An 18053-nucleotide genomic window follows, 5' to 3' on the forward strand; every position below is an offset into this window, starting at 1 on the left:
TCTAAACTGCAAAGCGTACTAATTCGCTGATAAAAGCTTAGCGATGTCTTTCTCAATGGCTTCTGGTTTTACAGTAGGTGCATAACGTTTTAGCACCTTGCCTTGAGCATTAACTAAGAACTTAGTGAAGTTCCATTTTATACGTTTTGTGCCAAGAAGACCGGGGGCTTCGTTTTTCAATTCCTCAAAGAGCGGATTGGCATCTGGACCATTTACATTTGTTTTCTTAAATAATGGGAATGAAACGCCAAAATTAAGGCTACAAAATTGCGCAATATCTTCGTCGCTACCTGGCTCTTGATGTCCGAACTGATCGCAGGGAAATCCTAAAATTTCAAAGCCCTTATCGTTGTATTTTTTATAGAGCGACTCTAGTCCTTCATATTGAGGAGTAAAGCCACATTTGCTTGCCGTATTAACAATAAGTAATACCTTACCCTTGTATTGTTCAAGGGTAGTTTGTTCACCGTTGTTCAACGTAATAGCGTGTTCATAGAGCGCCAAAATTATTTTCCTATATTTTTGTTGTTGTTAAGTCTGTTACTCTTAGGTAATCCAACCATCTTTGTTAAGTATCTAGAGTATATTTTGTATGAGTAATTTGAAAGTGAGTTTTTTGGGCTTGGGTGTAATGGGCTATCCTATGGCAGGGCACTTGAGCAAAGCTGGCTATTCGGTCACTGTTTATAATCGCACCTCTCAAAAGGCACAGGATTGGCTAACAACCTATAACACTGGCGACGCTAAAGTCAGTGCTAGCAATACCGTTGCGCAGGCGTGTGAAGGCGCTGACATCGTATTTATGTGTGTGGGTAACGACAATGATGTAAGAGATGTGGGCACACAGGCGTTAGCAGTGATGAAGACGGGCAGTGTGCTGGTCGATCATACGACTGCATCAGCAGATATTGCCAGAGAACTATATAAAAGCTGCCAAGATAAGCAAGTTGGCTTCTTGGATGCACCGGTTTCTGGTGGCCAGGCTGGGGCTGAGAACGGGCAGCTGACCGTTATGGTGGGCGGCGATGAAGACGTATACAGCACGGTTGAGCAGGTAATGGCACATTATGCACGACACAGTCAGCTACTTGGTAAGAGTGGCAGCGGTCAACTAGCAAAAATGATGAATCAGATTTGTATTGCCGGCATTGTACAAGGCTTGGCTGAAGCACTACATTTTGGCCAGCGTGCTGGGCTTGATTGTAATGCGGTTGTCGATGTTATTAGCAAAGGCGCAGCTCAGTCGTGGCAGATGGAAAACAGAGCCAGCACTATGCTAAATAACAGCTTTGATTTTGGTTTTGCTGTTGATTGGATGCGTAAAGACTTAAGTATTGCATTGGATGAAGCGCGTAAGAACGGTTCGACTTTGGCGCTAACGGCACTTGTTGATCAATATTATGCAGATATTCAAAAGCTTGGTGGCGGCCGTTGGGATACATCGAGTTTACTTACCCGACTAAAATAACGCTAACAGACTAACAAGAATAAAAGGCCCGCTGTTTTACAATAAGATGTAATAAACAGCGAAAAACAGTGACGTTCTGGAAGCGGTGCGTTGTTATCCATAACGCAGGTTATGGGTGTTGCTTTAGTAATTTGCTAATTAAACATTACAGCGCCTGTTCTTGAGCAGATAGGGTAAGCTGTTCCAAACGGGCCTTGTTAACGTCACTCAAGGGGAGTGACATTATCTTGTCGAGTAGCTGTCTGACGTTAAATTTTCGGTAAACACCTGTGTCTGACTCAATCATGCACTGAAGAAGGTTTAGGCCAAATGCTGCGGTATCGGGGGAGAGTTGGAAAGCATCATAAAAATGCCTCATTGCCTTGTTGAATAAGCCTTCGATAAAGAGTTGTGTGCCGGCCTCGTTTATAGAAATGGCCTGTTCGTGATTTAAACCTAACCTTTCTCCACCCGAAAAAATCAGCTCGTCATTCATAACCTGTTCTGAAATAGCTTGTAACTCCGCGTTTTTGCGCTTAGCCATCAAGAGTAACTCACCAGCTTTACGTTCGTCTCCAAGACCGTGATGTACTTTTGCGGCAATAACGAGGATAGACGGCTCAGTACGAAGGTAATTGTCGACGTAGTCGCTTTCAAGCAAATGTGCTGCTTTTTCTAAGTCGCCGTCCAGCACAGCCGAGAAAGCCAAAAGGTAGTCTCTTTTTTGTAAAGTCTGCGGGTCGCCCTGACTTCTTCCGGCAATGCCTACTAATTTTCTAGCCTGAGACAAGCTTTCTTTTCTATTGGTTTCAGGCGACTCTTCTGCAAGAAACAAATAGAACTCAGCGAGCTCAAACGTAAAGTCATTGAACCTGTCTTTTGCACTGCGATGCATAGCCCGTTTCTTCTGTAAGAGATCGATGGCTTCTACAACCTTGTCCTGCTTTTGATAGGCAATGGTTTTTAACTTTGCAGCTGGTAGGCTTAATTCACTAAACTTAATTTCATTTAAGTATTTTTCTACTTGATCGTAGGAGTCTTGTTCAAATGATATGGATGCAAGCCATTCAAATGCCTTGTCGCGAGCCAAGCTAGAGTTAACCATTTGGCTCAAATGGCTTTTACAATGTGGCCATTGACCCGAAGCGTACTGGCACTTTACTTTTCCCCATTGTGCCCAAAGAACTTTGTCAGAGCGGGTTAACACGTCGTCATAAATACTCAACGCTCGTTGCAAATCACCATTCTCGAAAAGAAGACGCGCATAAAGCTTTCTAATTTCAGCAACAAGCCGAGGAGGAATGCCTTCGGTGATCTTAGCTCTAACGACACTAATTGCTCGGTCAAGTTGTTTGTTATCCAGCGCGTGCAATACGTTTTTAACAAAGTCTCGATAACTTAAGTAATGGTTAATTTGGCGGGTTAGTGAAGCAATGGTGTATGGCTTAATAAGCAAAACGTCAGGCTGTAAATCCATTATACGGCCAATAATTTGCGGTGAGCGATCAGACGTTAAGAAAATAATGCCTGTGCTAGGTCTTATAAAGCCTGCCTCTCTTAAACTCTGGATCCATTCCACGCCTGTTTTGCCTTGACCTAGGTGATAGTCCATTAACAGGAGTTCAAAGTTTTGCTTTTTAAGTGCCGCTTTCAGTTCTACACCAGATGCAAAGCTACTTACCGATAAGTTAGCAATTGACATTAAATGTCCTCGAAGCGCAGTCCGAGCAGTAGCATTGTCTTCTACTATAGCTATTCTGAATTCCACGGCGACCAAACAAGGTTTACTTACATCAACCTAGCTTATCAGCGGCGAGATAAAAGTGCATTATTAAAAAGGATAACTTTTTTCTGCTTCGTGCTGGAGTCTATAAAGAAACAGCATTTCTCGTCACAAAATATTTACGTTAACCCTCAATATTTTTAAATAAAAATTTACCTTTACGTTTACGTAAGGGGTAAGTATTGGTTATTGTAGTTCAAAAGCAAATCAATTGAGGGTATGCCTAATGAATTTTGAATTAACCGATGACCAGTTAGCCTTTGAAGACACCGCCCGTCAATTCGCTCAGCAAGAGCTAGCACCTAACGCCGCTATGTGGGATAGAGAACATCACTTCCCAGTAGAAGCAATAAAGAAAGCGGGTGAATTAGGCTTCTGTGGATTGTATGCGCCTGAGAGTGCAGGTGGGCTGGGTTTATCCAGGCTCGATTCCTCCATAATCTTCGAGCAGCTTTCAATGGGATGTACCACGACTACAGCTATGTTAACCATACATAACATGGCAACGTGGATGATTGCCACTTGGGGCACCAGTGAAGTTAAAGATACGTGGTGTGACCAACTGGTAACCGGTGACAAGCTGGCATCATATTGCCTAACCGAGCCTGGCGCTGGTTCTGATGCAGCGTCGCTAAAAACAAAGGCGACGAAAGCTGACGGTGGGTATGTCCTTAACGGGTCTAAGGTGTTTATCTCTGGTGCTGGCAGTACGGATGTTCTTGTTGTAATGGCGCGTACAGGGGAAGATGGTCCTAAGGGCGTATCTGCATTCGCGGTACCGGCTAATGCCGACGGGATTGAGTACGGTAAAGCCGAAGAAAAAATGGGGTGGAATGCACAGCCCACTCGTATGATCACGTTCGATAACGTGAAATTAGATGCTAGTTTGTTACTTGGCGAGGAAGGACAAGGCTTTAAAATGGCCATGCAAGGGCTTGATGGCGGCCGAATTAATATTGCAACTTGCTCGGTAGGAACTGCACAGCAGGCGCTAAACGTTGCGCGTGACTACATGAATGAACGTGAGCAGTTTGGTAAACCTATTGCAGGTTTCCAGGCATTACAGTTTAAATTAGCTGATATGGCTACTGAGCTTGTTGCAGCGAGACAAATGGTACGTATGGCGGCTTGTAAGCTGGATAATAACGACCCAGACAAAACCACCTATTGCGCTATGGCGAAAAGGTTCGCGACAGATGTTGGCTTCAATGTATGTAACGATGCCCTTCAGCTACACGGCGGGTACGGTTATATCAAAGAATATCCTTTGGAGCGTCACTTCAGAGATGTTCGCGTACATCAAATATTGGAAGGCACCAATGAAATTATGCGCGTTATCATTGGTAGACGTTTGCTGTCAGATGAGAGAAGTGTACTGTAGTACACTTCGCTAACGAACTAATTCGGGCACGATTTAATGGACTATGGGAAGGAGTGAAAATGACAGATGTGGAATCGGTAGTCATTGTTGATGAAATCAAGACGTCTAGCAACGACTACACAATAGGCCGTTTAACGCTTAACAAGCCAAAGGCATTAAATGCATTGGATTTGGAAATGGCTGGCATCATGCTTGACGCGCTTCAGCGATGGCAGTCTCGCAACGATATTGTAGCTGTTGTGATCGATGCTGCTGGCGAGAAGGCATTTTGCGCCGGTGGTGACATAGTGTCTATGTACAAATCGATGGTGGAAGCTAATGGGCAAATTCCAGCTTTCTTAGAAACATTTTTCGAAACTGAGTACACGCTAGATTATACTATTCACAATTACAGTAAGCCCATTGTTGTATGGGGCAGTGGAATTGTTATGGGCGGTGGCATGGGGCTTCTATGCGGTGCAAGCCATCGAATAGTAACCGAAACCTCTCGTCTTGCTATGCCGGAAATTACGATAGGTTTGTACCCGGACGTAGGCGGAAGCTATTTTCTACCTCGCTTACCAGGTAAAGCAGGTCTCTTCCTAGGTCTAACAGGCGGCCAAATGAATGGCTCCGATGCTTGCTTTGTAGGGCTTGCAGACAGTTTGCTGGCGAGTACCGAAAAAGACACTTTGCTTAATACCCTTGTAGAATACACGTGGGAAAAGACCGACAGCGAAAGTTTGGCTTCTAGTGTTTCGCACATTATCGACACAATGAAAACGCCTGAAGAACTTCCCAATGGCAACGTTGAGCCGAATATGGCACTTATTAATGACTTGTGTTCGGCTGACAATGTTACCGACGTAGTTCATGCCATTCTTAACGCAGACATGAGTGAGAATAAGTGGTTACAAAGAGCGCAAAGCACTTTAGCCAAAGGTTCTCCTATCACTATGCATTTGGTGTTCGAGCAATGTAAGAAAGGTGCGAATATGACGTTGGCTGACTGTTTTAGAATGGAAGCTGATATGTCCTGTCGATGTGGAGAAAGTGGTGAGTTCCAAGAGGGTGTAAGAGCGCTTTTGATTGATAAAGACATGTCACCACAGTGGAAATACAAAACAGTAGATGAAGTGCCGCAAAGCGCAATAGCACATTTCTTCACTTCTCCATGGGCTGAAGAGCAACATCCATTGGCAAAGCTGTAGTGTAAAAGTTCTCCAAATAAGTACGAAAGCGCCCGGTATTAGTGTTAACTCGGCGTGTGATGTTGTTACGCTTATTGCCGTAAAGGTGTCGGGTTTGATATCCTTTACGGCAAATTCTCAGTAAAAAGAACCTGTCATGTGGCACTGCCCACTTTGTAAACTCCCTATCTCATTACATACAACGCCTATTCGCTGCGAAAACAACCATACCTTCGATAAAGCGAAGTCTGGTTACGTTAACCTTTTGCCCGTTCAATTTAAAAAATCGAAACTTCCGGGTGACGACAAAGCAATGGTGAGAGCCAGAAGGGAATTCCACCAATTAAATGCCTATAAGCCGTTGAAAGATAAATTAGTGACGCTGGTGAAAAAGGTACTAAATGAAACGGCAGCCAATGAAGAAGCATCAAAGAATGCCATAAAGGTTTATGACGCGGGTTGTGGTGAGGGGAGTTACTTGGATGCGATGGTACAAGGACTTTCAGCGAGTGGTTTAAAGGTTGAAGGAGCAGGTAGCGATATCGCCAAAATCGCAGTAGAGCTGGCAGCTAAAGCATACAAACAATCACAGTTCGTTGTTGCTAGCAGTTTCGATTTACCCCTAAGCGGTAACTCGCAAGACGTGATGATTCAAGTTTTCGCACCTGGGAGTAATGAAGAATATGTGAGGGCTCTTAAAAACAATGGCCTTTTAGTGACGGTCGATCCAGCGCCTGAACACCTGTTTGAGCTTAAACAGCAGGTGTACGACAATCCAAGACAGCATGAAATCGACAACCAAGAACGAGATGGGCTTACACGGGTTTGCAATGAATGCTTTTCCTTTCCTATCCATTTCGAAAGCGAAGAACATGCGCTGGCACTTATCAGAATGACGCCGTTTTACTGGAAACTGCCAAACGGCAAAATCGATGAGATTGTTGAAACGTTGAAAACCGTAACCGCAGACTTCCATATTCAGCTATGGCAAAAAACACCACAGTAATATTTAATACCAGTCCGCATAGATCATTACCCACTCAGCGAGAGTTAAAATGTTCGTAATCGCGGCGTGTTACCGCAGGTATAGTGGTTCTACATCGAGGTAACACAACAAAGTGTACGGACATTTTAAACTCGCCCTTCGGGAAGGTCTGGCAAGCTTCCTAGCTTCATTCTGGGAATTTGAAAGGAAATAGCCATTCCTGCATTCCCACGCTTCGCTAGGAAACTTGCCAGCGCCTTCTGAGCGATCAATTATCTTTGCGGATTGGTACATAGTGGATTACCCATCGGATTCAATGGGGGGTAGGCATCCACACCTCTAGCTAGATGGCCTAAAACTATAGTCTTTATTAGTTTGCGTCCTTAACACAGTATGTTGCGAGAACCCGTTTGGGCCGGTGTTTCGTTAAGTGCTGGTTTTCTAGATTATTTATGCAAAACAATTAGATGAGTGGTTATGCGTAACCTATCTTGGGTGGTTGTACATAACACCGAAGCGCTTAACGGCAGACTTTCCTTAGTCTGCCGCCAGAATTTTAATTCTGTGTTGAGAATCGTGATAGGTGTTTAATAGCCTGACTTAATAAATCGACATTTAGCGCTTCTTTGCTGCGCTTGCCGGTCGCCATGTCGCTTATTTCATAGCTGCCGTTACTAAGTACGTCAGTACGTTTATTGTCATGGAACACAACAATGCGTTCACCAGAGGTGCTAACTAGCCATGGTCTTGAAGGAGAAAGTAAGCTTTGGCCAGTAGAATAAAACGTAGCAGGGGCGTTACATCCCAATGCTCCTAAAATGGTAGGCGCTAAATCTTCCGTGCTGGCTAAGCTAGCATTCAGTTTAAGGGTACTGTACAGCGTGCCTTTGCCACTTTCGCTACCAAAGCCAGTTGCAACAATCACATCGTGTTTACGCGCTAACGTGTTTTTCACATAGCTTTCGATATCAGCACTCTTCAAAAACGCAATATGCAAACCATCATGATTGTTGCTCAGTGGTTGCAAATATCCCGCTAATTGAGGCAAAGGCAACGCTTCATCGCTGTGAATAGAGACCGGCATGCCAGACCCCAATGGAAGTGCTAATAACACCGGACGCTTTTGAGATAAAGCGTCTTGGTATATTTCGGGAACACCAAATAGAGTAGTAGTCATTAAGCCTTCTATGCTGCTGGCCGTCGAATAGTAATTGGCTACTTTGTTTAAGGTGTTGCGCTTAATGTTACTTAAGTCCACCACCTGTTCGTTATCAGTCTGGACAACCACGGTTAAGTTTCTATTAGTTTCAATAGAACAATAAACCGGCTCGGCTGGGTAAGTAATATTGTGAATATCAGGGTTGAACTGAAGTTGTTTTCGTTCTTCATAAGCCGCTAAGTCAAGCAAGCCATAACGCGACATTGTAGTCTTAGCGGTAGCAGGGTAAGAAAGCGGAAACATGTTGTCCTGCTTGATGATAGGTTGATACAACTTGGCATCAGCCCACACGTGTATAGCGTGACTGGTAACAAAACAGCTGACAAAAAATGTAGTAACAGGGATGCCCACTTTATGGCGAGTGAAGCGTTCGACACGTTTCCAGATTGCATTGGCTAAGACCAGCTGGAAGCCAAGCCAAACGATAAACAGAAGAAATAAAAATGCCCACTGTTGCCAGCTTTCTATCGCCATTGTTGACTGAGCTTCACTGCGCAGTAAATCCGCGGCGTGAAAGCTAATATGGAAGCCTGTGCGATTAAATAGCAACGCATCGAAAGCCAAGAGCGCTAGCCCCACAGCTGCAATAATAGACGCGCTGACCTTTATGACTCTGGGGTTGTTAACCAAATAGCAAAGAGGGAGGATAAAAATAACAAAGCCAAAAAAGGTCATAAAACCAATATGGCCGAACCAGTTGGCTAGAAGATACAAGGTGCCGACACCTGTGCCAGGCATAGGTGATGAGAAAACAAAAATCGAGGCAATAACTATGGCGATGATAATGTTCGCCAAGGCAAACCAATGCCCCCAATTTACCAGTTTAGTAACACGCTGGCGACGAGGTGATTCGGCAAGTATCATGCAATCCCTTAGCTATTTTTAACGCTTTTCTTGAGTACGTCGGCAAACTGCGTTGCCATGGCTTCGCGATTTTCAGGGGCTACCTGAGTATTTAAAATGTGCGTAATGACATTTCCTAACACCATAAGTGAAAGATCGCGGTTTGCACCGCCTTCTTCAAGGGTTAGAATAACGTTATTCATTAGCGTTTCGAATTCGTCGTTGCTATAGCGGCTCTGTTGGGGCATTGCTACGCCTCTTTTTTATGATTTCTTTGATAAAAAGAATGGTTTTACACGTAAAATGATTATAATCGTTGTTTGAGTGAGTACAATCATTCATTCTAAAATCCCGCAATTCTTTGGATATTTCTGACACTTTTTAAGCAACAGGACACCCGATACTCTATGAGTGCACTGATTCATCACTTTGTTGTACATCGTTTGATTGTAAACAAAGAAGAGAAAATTGAAGCAATTCCACGTGACAACTGCTTAGCTGTTACTCCGGAAATCGAGCTTCTTGCCCATCAAATAAACCACAGTTTCAATGCTAAACCTGGAAAAGGGGTTGGCCACTTCGTGACGGAAGTTACCCGTGAAGCAAAAGTGGAAAACGAAGAAGGCGAAGCGACTACGCAAAAAAGCACCGAGAACGTAGCAGAGTTCGCGGAAGGCCTTAAGCAATACATGGATATTCAAAAAGCGGCGGGGGATAACGTTGAAGATGCATTCCATGCGTTTTCGGTATCAGCGACCAATCGCTTAGTTCGCACTTTGGCAGAAACGGGTACGGTTGAGACCGGTTTTCTTATTTTCTGCCAGTATGAGTATTTAGCCACACAGTATTTGATGATTGCATTGTTAAATACCCGCTCGCACGTTGAAGTGACAAACTCTTTAGACCTTTCTGCGCGTGAACACTTGGATTTAGCAAAAATGCAGCTCGCTGTGCGGTTCGATTTAACCCAGTGGGATATTCAGCCAGAACAGCAGCGTTACGTTAGTTTTATTAAAGGTAGAATGGGACGTAAGGTATCAGACTTCTTTATGCAGTTTGTAGGCTGCGAAGAGCTGGTTGATGTTAAACAGCAAAATAAACAATTGATTTCTACAGTTGATGCCTACCTAGCCAGTGAGTCACTAGACCCGCAAGAGCAGCACCAGCATAGAGAAGAAGTTAAATCGTACTTTAAAGAAAAGATTGATGCGGGCGAGAGTTTATCGGTAGATGAACTGGCTAACCGACTTCCACAAAATGAAGAAACTAGCAGTAACTTTTCTGCGTTTACACAGTCTATGGAAGTACCGCTTGAAAAAGAAATTCAGCCAGACCCTGCAGCGCTGAAACAACTTGCTAAATTTACCGGTCAGGGCGGTGGTATATCGCTTAGCTTCGAACGCAAACTAATGGGCGATCGGGTATTTTACGACCCAGCTACGGATACGCTAACAATCCGTGGAATTCCACCTAATTTAAAAGATCAGCTTAATCGCCAATCTTCAATGGACTAGTCGCTGCGAAGCAAAAATAAAAAACGTATACTAGTTAGTAGAATATAAACTCGATTCAAGGGTGTTATGCAATTATTTGTAAATGATTTGACAGTGATGGACTTCTCTTACCTTTGCGCAAAACGCGGCATGGTAGGGGAAAGCTGGATTGTCGATGTGATTTTGGACGGTGAGCTCAACGAAGAGAGCATGGTTCAAGACTTTGGTCACGTGAAAAAGAACTTAAAGCGACTAATCGACGAATATGTTGATCACAAGTTGCTTGTACCTGCTGAATACAGCGGTTCAGAGGTTATTCACGACGACGATTCTGAACAGGTAGAAGCGCGCTTTACCTGCATTGATGGGCGTAGCATCATGTTACATTGCCCCGCTGAAGCGTATGCATTTGTTTATTCTGATGAGATAAACATGGAATCTGTCGGCGTTTACTTAAAAGAAGTATTGGCGACTCATCTTCCAGAAAACGTTGAAAACATCACGCTGCATTTACGTGAGGAAGTCATTAATTCTCCGTATTATCACTATACCCACGGGCTTAAAAAGCACGACGGTAATTGTCAGCGTATAGCGCACGGTCACCGTTCGCGAATCGATATTATCCTTGACGGCAAAGTGTGTGTTGAAAGTCAGCAGTATTGGGCTGACCGTTGGGCCGACATCTATATAGCCACCCGTGAAGACGAAATAGCGTACAGCGACAGAAAGCTTAAAGGTCAAGTTTCAAATGAAGCGGATTACTACTGTTTTGCTTACGAGTCGTCACAGGGCTATTTTGAACTATTAATTCCTAAGTCAGAGTGTGAAGTCATCGAAACCGACTCAACAGTTGAGTGTTTGGCGCAGTATCTGCTTGAAGAGCAGAAGAAACGCACGCCTGACGGCGTTTGCCAAGTTATCGCTTATGAGGGCGTAGGTAAAGGCGCCACAGTAAAGGGTTAACATTCGACCACAGCTCGTTATAGGGAAAGGAAACAACTATGGCATTCACGCTTTCAAGAAACGCATTGCATAGCGCACTATCTCGTGTAATGAGTTGTGTAGTGGCAATTAGCACAGTTGCCTCTATGCCATTTGCTTACGCAGATGTAGAGTTAAACGGCCAAAACGAAGCGTTATCTAGTCAAGAGCAAGTAAACGTTGTGTTGAACGGTAAGTTTACGCAAGGCGCCTTACTGCGCGGGCAAGCTCCCGCTGGGGCCAAAGTAACGCTTAATGGCGAAACTGTTCAAACCAACAAAGACGGAAAATTTGTTGTTGGCTTTGAACGGGAAGCGCCACTGCAGCAAACGTTGGTTGTAAAATTAGACAACGGCCAAAAGTGGCAGCGAGACATTACCCTTGAAAAACGCGAATACAACATTCAGCGAATTGACGGGCTAGAGCAAAAAATGGTTTCTCCGCCAGCAGAAGTGACGGCGCGTATTAAGCAAGACAATATCAACGTAGCTAACGCGCGAAGCGGTAATACTGATTTAGATGCATTATTCACCCGGTTTGAATGGCCTGCTAAAGGCGTGATTTCTGGTGTGTACGGTAGTCAGCGTATTCTAAATGGCGTGCCGAAATGGCCGCATTATGGTTTGGACATCGCCAATGAAACGGGCACGCCTGTGTATGCACCTGTTGATGGTGTGGTAACAATGGCTGATGATCTCTATTATTCGGGTAACACCTTGATTCTCGACCACGGCATGCGCGTGTTTTCAACGTTTCTTCATATGGACACTATAACGGTAGAAGTGGGTGAAACCGTTAAGCAAGGCGAGCAGATTGGAACAATAGGTTCAACAGGGCGCTCTACAGGCCCGCATCTGGATTGGCGTATTAATTTGGGCAACACTCGTTTAGACCCACAGACTATTATTTCGGGGTCGCCTGAACAGTAACCATTAATTTGATTTAGCTTTAACAGTCATAAAGAAAAAGGCGCTTTCAGGTAAACTCTCAAAGCGCCTTTTTAGTTTTTACGCTACTGGGCGGTGTTATTTCCCCAGCCACTGATTGAGCTTTTCTTCATCAGTGATTTCAAAATAAGCCATTTCTTTTCTTGCTTGAGTTACCTCAAGAGGCAGAGTTAGAAGCCGCCCGTCTCGAATAAGCGTTAATTCTACCTTTGGCGTTTGGGCATTATCTAATAGGCGCTGAAGCTTCTGGGCATTGACGATATGACCGTCTAACCCAATAATGACATCGTTTAAAAGAATACCTGCCTTCATAGCGGCAAGGCCTTCAAATACCTGCATTACCGTAAGTCCGAAGGTAGCTGGCTTTAACGTGGCGCCAAGCTGATTTTTAATAGCAGGCAGCGAGGAGGCACCGCCTTTATCTTCAACTGACACGCGAGCACGAACCGCATAGTTAACGCCCATTTCAGATACTAACGAAGCCAATTCTACATCGTCTGTGCCATACACCACGCGATTTAAGTATTCTGAAACATCAATGCCAAAATGCGTTGTACATAGATTTTGGATCACGTCATCAGGCGTACCTTTTTCATCCACGCCATAGTGTTTCCACAATAACTGCATCAAGGTATCTAAATTCACTTGTTCGTTTGACTGTTTACGAAGGAGTAAATCTAACCCAAGGGCGATAATGCCACCCTTGGTGTAATAACTGACAATATTGTTAGTAGCGCTTGCGTCTTGCTTATAAAACTTTGTCCATGCGTCGAAGCTACTTTCTGCTGCACTTTGTTTAAAGCGACCTGCGTTTTGCAAAAGTCGACTGACATTTTGCGCAACAATATCGAGGTATTTCTGTGGTTCAATAACGCCGGCTCTAGCAAGGGTGACGTCATCATAGAAACTGGTAAAGCCTTCATAAATCCACAGCTGATTCGTGTACGTTTCCTGAGATAAGTCTGGTTTCACCATTACGCTAGGTTTAATGCGCTTAACATGCCATGTGTGGAAAAACTCATGGCTGCACAGACTTAAGAATGTGATGTAGCTGTCGGTTTTTTTCTCACTTTCACCAACTTGAGGAAGGTCGAAGCGAGGGTAAAGAAGGGCAGTAGAATACTTATGCTCTAAACCGCCAAACCCATTGTCGGCAAGCAGCGTCATAAACAGGTAGTTATTAATAGGTTGTGGAGCACCAAACAAATCTAGGTGGTGCTTGCAAATTGGCGTTAAGTCATTTGCTATGCGCTCATAATCAATATTGTTGTTACCTGAGAAAAGTAACGTAAACGTAATGCCGTCAACCTCAAAGCTGTGAGTGTCTGCAATGCCCACATAAATGGGATGATCAATGAGCTCATCGTAATTTTTTTCAACGAAGTGCCACCGAGACGGGCTTGTACTTTCACAACGAGAAGGCATTGACGTATAAGCCTTCCAATTCGAGGTTGCAGAATCGCTGTCGTTCAGCTCAATGTCCACCTCACACGGCACATTCTCGAAGCCGGAAACGTTTAGAAACGCACTGGTTCCATTTATAAACGCATATTGGTCGTTCATAAAAGCAGAGCGAATAGATAAGTCGTTGGCATAAACCGAGTAAACGACCGTACATGGTTTTCCATCAGTGTCTACACGCCAAGTTTGTTTATCGAGCTTAGTTACCGAAAGGCTATAAACGCTTCTATCGCCAACATTTTCAGTACTATGACCTTCAGAAGTGTTTGCAGTTAGCTCGATAATGCTTTTTGCAAAATCGCGCACCATGTAGCTTCCCGGGATCCAGCTTGGAAGGCTAAGCTCAATTGATGAGCCAGAATGCTCAGGTATTTGCAGCGCGACAGTAAATTGATGGGCACGCCAATTGGAAATAGTTAACGTATAGCGAAGAGCAGAGGTCATAAACGTCCGAAAAGATAAGCAAAACTATTCCTCAACTATATCAACCTATTGAGTTAATCCCAATAGATTGCCTGCTACTAAGGGGCAATTTTTACGTTTATTGAACATGGTTTTCAATCGTAGTATTGATAAGTTTTTGTTTGATGCGTACATTGAGTTAAATGACATTAAATCCAGCAATAACAAATACAAATGGCTGAAAAAATACAAAGCAATTTACTAAGCGAAGATAATTTGGAATCGTTGCGTACGCTGGTACCCGGCGATACAGTAGATTTACAAATTGCTATGCCTGCAGCGCCAAAGCGTGTGAAGACTGACTACATAGGCATGCTTATTGATGAATGTTTGCTTTTTCATATTCCAACATCGGCGAAGTGGATTACCGTTAGGGATGCTCTGACTGTTGGCAACGATATCGTGGTGCGTTCTGTGCTTGAGGGCGATACTGGCCAGGTTATTGCGTTTAAAGTGAAAGTACTCAAATTGCTTTCAAAGCCATCAGGCTTACTTATTACAACCTTTCCAAAACGTATTGAAAGTATAGGGCTTCGCGCTGTAAAGCGTGCTCAACTTGGCGTTGCAGTGACGTTAGAAGCTGACGTTTATCCCAGTGACGAAAACGTAACGGGGATCATCATAGATTTAAGTGAAAAAGGGTGCAAAGTAGCGTTACAGGTCAAGCCAAATTGGCCGGTAATGCTCGATGAAGCTGAGGTTAAGCTAAATTATTCGTTGGACGGTAAAGAAGTAGCGCTTACTGCAAAAGTTAAAAATCATAAGCTTGATAGTGATGTGGTTTATTATGGGCTCGCCTTTACCTGTGAAGAAAAATTGATAAAAACGCTGTTGTCCCGACACACATTGTTAACGTAGGAAAACAATAGTTGGGTGCTCTTTAGATAATAATCAAAATAACAGGCTAAGGGGATCTACATGAGAAGTATTGAGCGACTTTTAATGCAGTACGGTGAAAGCCACCAAAACAAGACCAACGTTATCATCCATGCTATTGCCGTACCCAGCATCTATTTCGTAACGATAGGTTTGCTGTGGAGTTTGCCGGTACCTGAAATGATAGCGCAATTCGATATAACGTGGGCGCATATCATAGCGGTTCCCGTATTGTATTATTATTTTATGTTGTCTGGTCCGATTGGGGCTGCAATGACCCTCTTAACTATACTGTGTTTCGGTGCAGTTAATACCCTAGACCACTTCAGTATCTCAGTATGGTTATTTTCTCTTGTACTGTTTGTCGTTATGTGGATTTTGCAGTTTATTGGCCATCATATCGAGGGCAAAAAGCCTTCGTTTTTTGACGATTTGCGCTTTTTGCTGGTTGGCCCAGCCTGGTGGTGGGTGCACTGGCTGAAAAGAATGAATATCAGTTACTGAGCTTAATCAGCGAATTGATATAGCCAAAACATGTCTAATTTCAAGATTTTGCCCTGCGACAAGAAGCATATGGGGCACGACCAAGGCGCTTGGGTCGAGGCAAGGCTTGCGTATAATCTTCTTATAAGTTTTTAAATTGGTAATATTGTGAGTCGCTTTCAGCGTGTAATAGAAAGTAATGAACGTTTATTTTGGACGTTGCACAGTGCAGGCTGGGCAGGGTTCGCTATAATTTATTACATCGGATCTTTTCTCCATGATGTTCGACCCATTTGGGTTTTCATCATCATGCTTAATGCCTATGCAGGATGGTTGCTAACCATTCCGCTTCGCTACATCTATCGATGGGCAAGAAAGCAATCACCGCTCAACATGATCATCATAGTGATTGTGTCGTGCTACTTAATTGCTTTGCTATGGGCAGTGGTAAAAAACATTAACTACTGGGAAATCTACAAGCACGGATATCGCCCAGACGAATGGTATATGTATTTTACCAACACTATTAACTCGCTAATAATGGTGGGTTGTTGGAGTGGTGTGTACTTTGGCATCAAGAACTTCCAAATGCTTCAAAAAGAGAAGCAGAACGCGTTAAAGGCGAGTACCATGGCGCACCAAGCTCACATAAAGATGTTGCGCTATCAACTCAACCCGCATTTTCTCTTTAATACGCTTAACGCTATCTCAACCCTTATTCTTTTAAAAGAGAACGATACAGCAGAAGCGATGGTGTCGCGTTTGAGTGACTTTTTACGTTATTCATTAGACAACGACCCGATAAAGCGAGTACCGCTAGGTCAGGAAATAAAGGCATTACGACTCTATCTAGAGATAGAGAAGGTACGTTTTGATGATCGTCTAGAAGTACTATGGGACATCGATGAAGGGTGTGAAAGTGCACTTGTGCCGAGCATGATCTTGCAGCCCATTATTGAAAACTCAATAAAGCACGCCATATCTAAGATGGAAAATGGTGGTCGTATAGCGATTACGGCACGTACATTTGGCAATGATTTGTTAATGGATGTTGCCGATAACGGCCCTGGTGCAGATATCAAAGACGGAACACTTAGTCGAGAAAACGGCGTAGGCCTAGCCAATATAAAAGAGCGTTTGCAATCCCTCTATCATCGTAATTTTGCATTCTCTATAGAACACAATCAGCCTTCAGGCGTGCGAGTTAGAATACGCATTCCCTATGAAGTTAAGGACGTATAACATGACAAAGCAAGTGATTAAAACCATTGTAGTGGACGACGAACCTTTAGCACGCAAGGGCCTTCGTGCCAGGTTAGAGCGTCATGATGATGTGCAGGTGCTTGCAGAGTGTCAGAACGGCCTAGAGGCTGTAAGTAGCATTTCTCAACATCGTCCAGATTTGGTGTTTTTAGATATTCAAATGCCTGGCTTAAACGGCTTTCAGGTTATTCACAAGTTGCGCGAACTAAAACAGCCCATTCCCATGATCGTTTTCGTAACTGCTTATGACAGCTACGCAATAAAAGCATTTGACGTGCATGCTTTAGATTATCTGTTAAAGCCAGCAGACGACGAGCGCTTAGGTGCGGCGTTAAACAAAGTACGTGAATATTACTCAACTCAGCATCAAGATGAGCAGTCACAAAAATTGGTAAGCCTTGTTGCTGAACTTACTGGCGATGATTGCGAAGAGATTTTACGCAAGTTAGCTAATGGTGAGCCGGTTGAAACCAATCCATACCCAGATGTATTGGCTATTAAAGATGGCTCAGAAGTAACGCGCGTAAACGTTCAAGACATTCAATGGATTGATGCTGCAGGTGATTATATGTGCGTTCACGCACTGGATGGCATGCATATAATGCGCAAAACCATGAAAGAACTTGAGCAGGAACTAAACCCACAGTTCTTTGTTCGAGTGCACCGTTCAGCTATTGCTAATATCCGTTTTGTTAAAAAGTTAGTGAGCCATATTAGTGGCGAATATCATTTAATACTTCAAAATGATACAGAACTTAAAGTGAGTCGCAGTCATCGTGATAAAGTGAAAGCGGCAATGAAGATGTAAAGAAGCTTGAGCATTAAGTACTAAAAGGCGGTGTTTTATTATAAAGCACCGCCTTTTTTGTTTTTACAATCTATAAAAGTTTCAAGTTAAACAGCGTCTGAACCATCTTACTTAGTTGCAGCTGTACCTTTCGTTCATTAGGGTACGCATAGCGTCAACCCGGGCTTGATTGAGGGGCTTTGTTTCTTCCCAAGTTTTGGGTAGGGGTACGGTAATAGGGCGCTGATTAACTTCACCAACCATTATGTTGGTGACGTCGCTTCCTACTAAGCTTATGGCGAATTCGCCAAGAGTAGTGGCGAGTAGTCGGTCCTGTGCTACCGGCGAGCCGCCACGTTGGACATGTCCCAAGGTTACTGGCCTAACGTCGTTGATATTGTGATACTGCAAAGCTTCGGTTAATCCTGTTAAGCCATTAGGCCAAACGTTTTCAGCTACTACAACAATAAAAC

At 43.7% G+C, this 18053-nt stretch carries 17 protein-coding genes; 11 read left to right on the forward strand and 6 right to left on the reverse strand.

Translation table 11 applies throughout. The features are described from left to right. Positions 1 to 18 precede the first annotated feature (18 nt). On the reverse strand, positions 19 to 504 hold the full coding sequence (locus BIZ39_RS06470) for a glutathione peroxidase (RefSeq protein ID WP_061094989.1): 486 nt from the start codon (positions 502 to 504) through the stop codon (positions 19 to 21). 88 nt (positions 505 to 592) lie between these two features. Here BIZ39_RS06470 and BIZ39_RS06475 point away from each other — a divergent pair, with 88 nt between their 5' ends. Further along, entirely contained in the window at positions 593 to 1468 is an 876-nt protein-coding gene (locus tag BIZ39_RS06475) for an NAD(P)-dependent oxidoreductase (RefSeq protein ID WP_187446624.1), read from the forward strand. Between the two features lie 145 nt (positions 1469 to 1613). Here the strand turns inward: BIZ39_RS06475 and BIZ39_RS06480 are convergent, their stop codons facing one another. Beyond that, on the reverse strand, positions 1614 to 3197 hold the full coding sequence (locus tag BIZ39_RS06480) for a response regulator (RefSeq protein WP_187446632.1): 1584 nt from the start codon (positions 3195 to 3197) through the stop codon (positions 1614 to 1616). Between the two features lie 259 nt (positions 3198 to 3456). Here BIZ39_RS06480 and BIZ39_RS06485 point away from each other — a divergent pair, with 259 nt between their 5' ends. The 3 genes from BIZ39_RS06485 (at position 3457) to BIZ39_RS06495 (ending at position 6786) form a co-directional block, all read left to right on the forward strand. Then, the gene (locus tag BIZ39_RS06485; protein WP_187446625.1) at positions 3457 to 4611 is read left to right on the forward strand and encodes an acyl-CoA dehydrogenase family protein; all 1155 of its coding nucleotides are present in this window, start codon (positions 3457 to 3459) and stop codon (positions 4609 to 4611) included. A gap of 59 nt (positions 4612 to 4670) precedes the next feature. Continuing rightward, positions 4671 to 5801, forward strand: coding sequence for an enoyl-CoA hydratase/isomerase family protein (locus tag BIZ39_RS06490; protein ID WP_156078354.1), 1131 nt, complete (start codon positions 4671 to 4673; stop codon positions 5799 to 5801). A gap of 136 nt (positions 5802 to 5937) precedes the next feature. Continuing rightward, entirely contained in the window at positions 5938 to 6786 is an 849-nt protein-coding gene (locus tag BIZ39_RS06495; protein WP_187446626.1) for a putative RNA methyltransferase, read from the forward strand. A gap of 535 nt (positions 6787 to 7321) precedes the next feature. On the opposite strand, the gene BIZ39_RS06500 is transcribed toward BIZ39_RS06495, so the two are convergent. Both BIZ39_RS06500 and BIZ39_RS06505 read right to left on the reverse strand, forming a co-directional pair. After that, on the reverse strand, positions 7322 to 8848 hold the full coding sequence (locus BIZ39_RS06500; RefSeq protein WP_039227748.1) for a DUF3413 domain-containing protein: 1527 nt from the start codon (positions 8846 to 8848) through the stop codon (positions 7322 to 7324). Positions 8849 to 8856: 8 nt separating this feature from the next. Next, positions 8857 to 9075, reverse strand: a complete 219-nt coding sequence (locus tag BIZ39_RS06505) for a DUF1414 domain-containing protein (protein WP_014949499.1) — start codon at positions 9073 to 9075, stop codon at positions 8857 to 8859. 159 nt (positions 9076 to 9234) lie between these two features. Here BIZ39_RS06505 and yejK point away from each other — a divergent pair, with 159 nt between their 5' ends. From yejK to BIZ39_RS06520, 3 genes are all read left to right on the forward strand, one after another. Continuing rightward, complete coding sequence (yejK, locus tag BIZ39_RS06510) at positions 9235 to 10341, forward strand: nucleoid-associated protein YejK (protein ID WP_014979307.1); 1107 nt, start codon at positions 9235 to 9237, stop codon at positions 10339 to 10341. Between the two features lie 66 nt (positions 10342 to 10407). Beyond that, positions 10408 to 11283, forward strand: coding sequence for a 6-carboxytetrahydropterin synthase (locus tag BIZ39_RS06515; protein ID WP_187446627.1), 876 nt, complete (start codon positions 10408 to 10410; stop codon positions 11281 to 11283). Between the two features lie 38 nt (positions 11284 to 11321). Next, complete coding sequence (locus BIZ39_RS06520; RefSeq protein WP_014949502.1) at positions 11322 to 12230, forward strand: M23 family metallopeptidase; 909 nt, start codon at positions 11322 to 11324, stop codon at positions 12228 to 12230. 96 nt (positions 12231 to 12326) lie between these two features. Here BIZ39_RS06520 and BIZ39_RS06525 read toward each other — a convergent pair whose 3' ends face one another. Further along, positions 12327 to 14153, reverse strand: a complete 1827-nt coding sequence (locus tag BIZ39_RS06525) for a M61 family metallopeptidase (RefSeq protein ID WP_187446628.1) — start codon at positions 14151 to 14153, stop codon at positions 12327 to 12329. 192 nt (positions 14154 to 14345) lie between these two features. On the opposite strand from BIZ39_RS06525, the gene BIZ39_RS06530 reads away from it, so the two are divergent. The 4 genes from BIZ39_RS06530 (at position 14346) to BIZ39_RS06545 (ending at position 17601) form a co-directional block, all read left to right on the forward strand. Further along, on the forward strand, positions 14346 to 15029 hold the full coding sequence (locus tag BIZ39_RS06530; RefSeq protein ID WP_187446629.1) for a PilZ domain-containing protein: 684 nt from the start codon (positions 14346 to 14348) through the stop codon (positions 15027 to 15029). A 60-nt stretch (positions 15030 to 15089) separates the two neighbouring features. Next, the gene (locus BIZ39_RS06535; protein ID WP_014949505.1) at positions 15090 to 15551 is read left to right on the forward strand and encodes a DUF962 domain-containing protein; all 462 of its coding nucleotides are present in this window, start codon (positions 15090 to 15092) and stop codon (positions 15549 to 15551) included. Between the two features lie 147 nt (positions 15552 to 15698). Then, positions 15699 to 16772, forward strand: a complete 1074-nt coding sequence (locus tag BIZ39_RS06540) for a sensor histidine kinase (protein ID WP_014949506.1) — start codon at positions 15699 to 15701, stop codon at positions 16770 to 16772. Between the two features lies 1 nt (position 16773). Next, the gene (locus tag BIZ39_RS06545; RefSeq protein ID WP_014949507.1) at positions 16774 to 17601 is read left to right on the forward strand and encodes a LytR/AlgR family response regulator transcription factor; all 828 of its coding nucleotides are present in this window, start codon (positions 16774 to 16776) and stop codon (positions 17599 to 17601) included. A gap of 111 nt (positions 17602 to 17712) precedes the next feature. On the opposite strand, the gene BIZ39_RS06550 is transcribed toward BIZ39_RS06545, so the two are convergent. Further along, positions 17713 to 18053 (reverse strand): 6-phosphofructokinase (locus BIZ39_RS06550; RefSeq protein WP_187446630.1); only part of this gene is annotated, 341 nt, incomplete at its 5' end.

Origin of the sequence: Alteromonas sp. BZK5, from assembly GCF_014349115.1 — a bacterium.
GTDB classification, from domain to species: Bacteria; Pseudomonadota; Gammaproteobacteria; order Enterobacterales; family Alteromonadaceae; genus Alteromonas; species Alteromonas macleodii.

Coding starts and splice junctions, on each gene's coding strand:
- BIZ39_RS06520 (WP_014949502.1), top strand. CDS start 11,322: ATGGCATTCACGCTTTCAAGAAACGCATTGCATAGCGCACTATCTCGT.
- BIZ39_RS06505 (WP_014949499.1), bottom strand. CDS start 9,075: ATGCCCCAACAGAGCCGCTATAGCAACGACGAATTCGAAACGCTAATG.
- BIZ39_RS06485 (WP_187446625.1), top strand. CDS start 3,457: ATGAATTTTGAATTAACCGATGACCAGTTAGCCTTTGAAGACACCGCC.
- BIZ39_RS06475 (WP_187446624.1), top strand. CDS start 593: ATGAGTAATTTGAAAGTGAGTTTTTTGGGCTTGGGTGTAATGGGCTAT.
- BIZ39_RS06495 (WP_187446626.1), top strand. CDS start 5,938: ATGTGGCACTGCCCACTTTGTAAACTCCCTATCTCATTACATACAACG.
- BIZ39_RS06525 (WP_187446628.1), bottom strand. CDS start 14,153: ATGACCTCTGCTCTTCGCTATACGTTAACTATTTCCAATTGGCGTGCC.
- BIZ39_RS06490 (WP_156078354.1), top strand. CDS start 4,671: ATGACAGATGTGGAATCGGTAGTCATTGTTGATGAAATCAAGACGTCT.
- yejK (WP_014979307.1), top strand. CDS start 9,235: ATGAGTGCACTGATTCATCACTTTGTTGTACATCGTTTGATTGTAAAC.
- BIZ39_RS06515 (WP_187446627.1), top strand. CDS start 10,408: ATGCAATTATTTGTAAATGATTTGACAGTGATGGACTTCTCTTACCTT.
- BIZ39_RS06545 (WP_014949507.1), top strand. CDS start 16,774: ATGACAAAGCAAGTGATTAAAACCATTGTAGTGGACGACGAACCTTTA.
- BIZ39_RS06500 (WP_039227748.1), bottom strand. CDS start 8,848: ATGATACTTGCCGAATCACCTCGTCGCCAGCGTGTTACTAAACTGGTA.
- BIZ39_RS06535 (WP_014949505.1), top strand. CDS start 15,090: ATGAGAAGTATTGAGCGACTTTTAATGCAGTACGGTGAAAGCCACCAA.
- BIZ39_RS06530 (WP_187446629.1), top strand. CDS start 14,346: ATGGCTGAAAAAATACAAAGCAATTTACTAAGCGAAGATAATTTGGAA.